This window comes from Bacillus sp. SH7-1 (genome assembly GCF_008042405.1).
Classification (GTDB): Bacteria; Bacillota; Bacilli; order Bacillales; family Bacillaceae_G; genus Bacillus_A; species Bacillus_A thuringiensis_N.
The window spans coordinates 1-5,368 of the sequence record NZ_QNUD01000065.1 but is presented as its reverse complement, the minus strand read 5'-3'; the positions used below and the strand labels follow the sequence as shown (position 1 = coordinate 5,368).

The window sequence follows — 5,368 nt, the reverse complement described above, 5'->3', positions numbered from 1 at the left end:
CTAGTTTTGAAGGAATATACCTTCAATAGTTTGGTGATGATGGCAGAGAGGTCACACCCGTTCCCATACCGAACACGGAAGTTAAGCTCTCTAGCGCCGATGGTAGTTGGGACCTTGTCCCTGTGAGAGTAGGACGTCGCCAAGCAACTAAAAACACAAGTCTTTTGACTTGTGTTTTTTCGTGTTTAGTAAACAATATTATACTGTTTCAATTATAGACGAACGTTGTATTCTGATGTCTTAATGATGGAGATAAGTTCATCCTACGCATTGAATATAAAACCATAATTGTTATTTGGCGATATTGGTTTAGTTTCTAATTCATAATAAATGTGATTGGGACATAGTGCTGCTTTTAACGCATCAATTACTAGCTGTGCAAGATAATGAGGAGAATCACTAAATTGCTATGCTGTAACAGATCCTAGTTTTTTACGGTTTCCCCAATAAGTATCCCAGTTATCTCACTTTAATAAATAGTTTAGTCTCTTTATAATCCTTGGGGAAGACCCTTATATGCTATGTCTTTGTACGCATTTGAAACTTGCATCTGTGTGTCGCGAATTAAGAAAGATAGTATGTGTGGAATGGATATGGTTTATAAAAATGTTCGGTCCCTATACAGCATTGGCCAGTAGACATCCAGATTAATAGAGGGATGTTTAATTTTTAAATTGTGCTGTACGGTAAAGGCTATAATTGCTTGAAGAATATTCGGGGATGTATTGCCACTGTGCTATATTCAAGTAAAACATACTAGAGGTGAAATGGATAAAAAACCGATATTTCAACTTGAATATCGGTTTAATAATATGTGACTTATATGAATCTATAGCAATACGAAAAGTGTAAATAAGATAGCTAACAAAATTCGATAGTATGCAAAAGGTTTTAAACCTATCTTCTCTAAAAGCTTCAGAAAAGTTACTACCGCTAGCATTGCTACTATAAAAGAGGTAATGAACCCTACTGCAAACATAGGGATGTCATCGACACTTAAATACTTCCAGCTTTTTAGTAAGTCTAAGCCTGTAGCTCCAACCATTACAGGAAGAGCTATTAGAAAAGAGAACTCAGATGCAGTCTTATAATTTACTTTTGCTAATAGACCTCCAGAGATAGTGGAGCCAGCTCTAGAGAAGCCAGGGTATACTGCTAAACATTGAAATAATCCAATTGTTAATGCTTGACGGTATGTTAAATCGTCCAGTGAATAGGCGGTTGCATCTTTCTTTTTTACTTCTGCAAAGATCATAAGAATCGCCCCTGCTACAAGTCCAATCACAACAGTGTATGGCTGGAATAAGTATGTTTTAATGACATCATGTAGTAGTAAACCAGCAACTACGGCTGGAAATACACCAAGAAATACATGGAAAGCGTTGAACTTTTTCTCTTTCCGCAGAAGAGGTTTAATATTACATAAAGAAACGAGACGTTTATGATATAAAATTGCAATAGCTAAAATTGCCCCTAGCTGAATAACAATTTCAAACGTTTTCGCTCTTTCTCCTTCGAATCCTAATAAATGTCCGACTAATATAAGGTGGCCAGTAGAAGAGATAGGTAAAAATTCAGCTAACCCCTCTACGATACCGAGTATAAAGGCAATAATAATATCGCTCATAGTTTCACTCCTATAAATTAATGAATGTCTACTCTCTTAAAATAGAATAGTGTTGCAATAAATCCGAAAACCGTTGTTGCTGCAATGATGATATAAGAATACTCTGGTGGATATGTGGATTGTAATTCGTTATTTGCAATATCTAAAGTGGCAGTCCACGGAAATAAACCTTTATGTTTGGAATTTACGAGCATAAGATTAGTCATTGTAATAATGACTGTTAATATAATAGGCGGTACATAGCTCTTCATTACAAGAGTTAATAGCACAATAGGTGAAGACAATAGAAAGAGAAATCCACCACAGGTTAAAAATTTTAGGAAAGAACCTAAAAGTAAAGCAGTGTTAAAACCAGGGAAGTTCCCCAATAGCCCTAATATTAAAGTAAGCGACCAAGCAACTAAGGTTAGCATCACGATCCAAAGGAAAAGAATGATGAACTTACTTATAATGAAGCTAATGCGTGACACGGGGATAGTTAGTAAATTTTTTAATGTATCTTCTGCATATTCACGGGTAAACAAATAAGCAACTACTACTCCATATAAGGGGAAACCTATAACTAAAGTAGTGTATAAGTTAACGTCAGTGAATAATTGATGGAACCAAATAGTCGGAGTTGGCTGTTTTGTTTTTATATGTATATAAGAAGCTACTACGACTAAGAAAGGTGCGACACCAGCCCCAATAATACTAATTAAAAACATATTAGAGCGTTTTAGTTTTAATAGTTCTGTATAGAGTAGATTAACCAATTGTTCCACCTCCAACTAGCTTGGTGAAATAATCTTCTAATCTGTCTTCACTCATCATCATTTTTAATACTTCAATATCATTTAGAACGAACGTTCTGTTTATGTGTCCTTGTTGCCCGAAATGAGAGTAAATGCGAATATTCCCTTCATCATGTACCTCATAATCGAAAATTTGAAATTGATTTTCTAATAGCATCGCAGCCTTATTGTCATTATTCACCTGAAATTCTATGTATTTACGGTTTGCTTTGCGTAGCGTATCAAGAGAAATTTCTTCTAGTAACTTTCCTTCGTGAATAATTCCGATACGATCGACTAACTGTTCTACCTCGGCTAATATGTGACTAGAAATGAGTATCGTTATATTCCTTTCTTGAGCTAAAGAATGAATAAGTTTTCGCATTTCTTTAATACCGATGGGGTCTAGTCCGTTAGTTGGTTCATCTAATATGAGTAGTTCGGGATAATGGAGAAGGGCGCGTGCAATTCCTAAACGCTGCTTCATTCCTAAAGAATACTTTCCTACTAACTTTTTTGTTTCATGTTGCAAGCCTACTATTTCTAACGCTTCTTCAATAGCATTCTTTTTGTGAATCCCAATTATCTTTGCATTAATTAATAGGTTTTCTTTTGCAGTTAAGTTTTCATAAAACCCTGGAACTTCAACGATAGAACCAATTCTACTTAAAATATCTTTTTGATTTTGAAATAAGTCCTCTCCGAATATTTCGATAGTTCCACTTGTAGGCTTTATAAGACTGAGTAGCATACGAATGGTTGTTGTTTTACCAGCACCGTTACGTCCTATGAATCCATAAATCTCTCCCCGTTGAACGTTAATATTTAGATTATCTACGGATTTTTGATTGCCATATACTTTAGTAAGATTAGTCGTTTTTATAATTGTATTTATAGGAGACACCTACTTTCTATAAGTTCTTACTTACATGATAAAAAGGAAGGCTTAACTGCATATTAATCATTTCTTAACTATTTCTTAAAAGTATTGTGTTTTGGAATGGAAAAGCCAAAAGTGGTTCGTTCCCATGGACTACTTTCAACCCATATATGCCCACCATTCCTCTCAACGAGCGCTTTAGAAATAGAAAGCCCGAGACCGCTACCACCAAACGAGGAGTTTCTTGATTGGTCGCTTCGGTACATTCGCTCAAATACGTTTTGTAGATCATGTTTTGGAATGCCAGGGCCCTTGTCCCAAATAAGAAGTTCATATTCTGTATTGGTTTCTAGTAGTTCGACTCCTATTGTTTTCCCATCCCTTCCGTAATGAATGGCATTTTTCATTAAATTACCCATAATCCGCATAAGGCTTAGATGATCTGCGATGATAGGGCAAGTAGATTCTGGTATGAGAACTTGCAGTTTAATATTATGTTTTGATAGTTCAGGTAAAAACTCGATCAAAACTTCTCTGGTAACTTCAGAAAAGTCGAGTTTTTCTTCTTTTAGTGGAAATTCATTAGCATCTAGCTTTGCCATATTGAATATCTCATCAACTAGGTGCTTTAAGTTATTTGATTTCATATAAAGTATTTTAAGATATTCTTGCTTTTCTACTTCAGAAGCAGCAACCCCATCTTTTAAGGCATCGATATAGCCAATAATGGAGGTAAGTGGTGTTCGTATATCGTGCGAGATACTAGACAGAAGTTTTTTTCTAGATTCCTCAGACCTCTTTGCTTCAATCCGAACCTTTTCTAATTCAGCTATTAGTTCGTTTATTGAAAAAACGATATTATGTAATGAACGATCATTGCTTGTAAATAATCTCGTTTGTAAATTACCTTTTAGTACACGACTTAATTTAGTATCTGTTGATTTGCGATGCTGAATGAATTGTATTCTTGAAAAGAAGAGATACATTGTAATTAAGATAAGGGTAATAAATAAAGACATTTTTATCCTTGGGTTCATTTGTATGTTTAAAAGCCCGCAAATGATAAGTTGTAATGAAATAAGGAAAAGGGTTTTATCAGTCTTCAAGTTGTTCACCTACAAACTTATAACCAATTCCCCATACAGTTTGAATGAATTTTGGGTTGGAAGGATCGACTTCTATTTTCTTTCTAAGTTTTCGAATATGTACCATAACGGTATTGTCATCTTCTATATAATTATCGTCCCACACATTTCGGAAGAGCTGTGTTTTTGTAAATACTTGCCCTGGATTTGAAGTGAAGAATTTTAATAGTTCTAGTTCTTTTCCAGTTAAGTTAATTTCTTCTTTGTTTGTATGAACTGTATATGTATTTAAATCGATCGTTAGTCCTTTAAAAGTTAGAGTTGTTTTCTCTTGTATATTAGTGTTACTTCCAAGAACTAAAAAACGCCGCATAAGGGCTTTTACACGTGCAATGACTTCGTGAATACTGAAAGGCTTTGTAATGTAATCATCGGCACCAATGCTTAAACCTAAAATTTTATCAACTTCATGATCTTTAGCGGTTAGCATTAATATCGGTACGTTAGTTTTATCTCTAAGCTTTCTACATACTTCGATACCATCTACTTTCGGCATCATAAGGTCTAATATAACGAGGTTATAGTTGTTTTGATTAAATAATTGTAAGGCTTCATCGCCATTAATCGCAGTATCTACCATATATAATTCTCGTTCCAAATATATTTTTAATAAATTTCGGATTTCTTTATCATCGTCTGCTATAAGGATACGTATATCTTTCATATCTTCACCTGCTTCTAATAGAGTTCATTGATAGTACAACAACCCCCTAATTATATACTAGTATTTGTTAAAATAAGGTTAATAGTTTTGTTGGAGGGAAATGTCCACGCAAATTAGATTGAATATGTTTTGCAAGAATAAATTAAAGAGAAGCAGAAGGTAGTTTCCGATAATGAATTTTTGTGGGGATGTATCTAGCTAAAAGAGCATAAAAACATTTAATTAAATATCTTTATAAAAAGGTATTGACGATTGTACCTTAGAGGTGTAATATAAGAC

5 protein-coding genes and 1 rRNA gene are annotated in these 5,368 nt (G+C 34.3%); 1 reads left to right on the top strand and 5 read right to left on the bottom strand.

Annotated elements, in window-relative coordinates:
* The first annotated feature begins 29 nt into the window (after positions 1-29).
* A 5S ribosomal RNA gene (gene rrf, locus DN390_RS29995) occupies positions 30-145 on the top strand.
* 684 nt (positions 146-829) lie between these two features.
* Here rrf and uppP read toward each other — a convergent pair.
* From uppP to DN390_RS29965, 5 genes are all read right to left on the bottom strand, one after another.
* Entirely contained in the window at positions 830-1,627 is a 798-nt protein-coding gene (gene uppP, locus DN390_RS29985) for an undecaprenyl-diphosphate phosphatase UppP (RefSeq protein WP_147809308.1), read from the bottom strand.
* Between the two features lie 17 nt (positions 1,628-1,644).
* The gene (locus DN390_RS29980; protein ID WP_147809307.1) at positions 1,645-2,382 is read right to left on the bottom strand and encodes an ABC transporter permease; all 738 of its coding nucleotides are present in this window, start codon (positions 2,380-2,382) and stop codon (positions 1,645-1,647) included.
* A complete protein-coding gene (locus tag DN390_RS29975) occupies positions 2,375-3,304 on the bottom strand; it encodes an ABC transporter ATP-binding protein (RefSeq protein WP_147809306.1) in 930 nt (309 codons plus the stop codon). The genes DN390_RS29980 and DN390_RS29975 overlap by 8 nt, the downstream gene beginning before the upstream one ends.
* Before the next feature lie 68 nt (positions 3,305-3,372).
* Positions 3,373-4,386, bottom strand: coding sequence for a sensor histidine kinase (locus tag DN390_RS29970; RefSeq protein WP_147809305.1), 1,014 nt, complete (start codon positions 4,384-4,386; stop codon positions 3,373-3,375).
* A complete protein-coding gene (locus DN390_RS29965) occupies positions 4,376-5,089 on the bottom strand; it encodes a response regulator transcription factor (protein ID WP_098344264.1) in 714 nt (237 codons plus the stop codon). The genes DN390_RS29970 and DN390_RS29965 overlap by 11 nt, the downstream gene beginning before the upstream one ends.
* Between the last annotated feature and the right edge of the window lie 279 nt (positions 5,090-5,368).

Bases quoted from the DNA above. Each gene is read 5' to 3' on its own strand.
- DN390_RS29965 (WP_098344264.1), bottom strand. From the start codon at position 5,089: ATGAAAGATATACGTATCCTTATAGCAGACGATGATAAAGAAATCCGA.
- uppP (WP_147809308.1), bottom strand. From the start codon at position 1,627: ATGAGCGATATTATTATTGCCTTTATACTCGGTATCGTAGAGGGGTTA.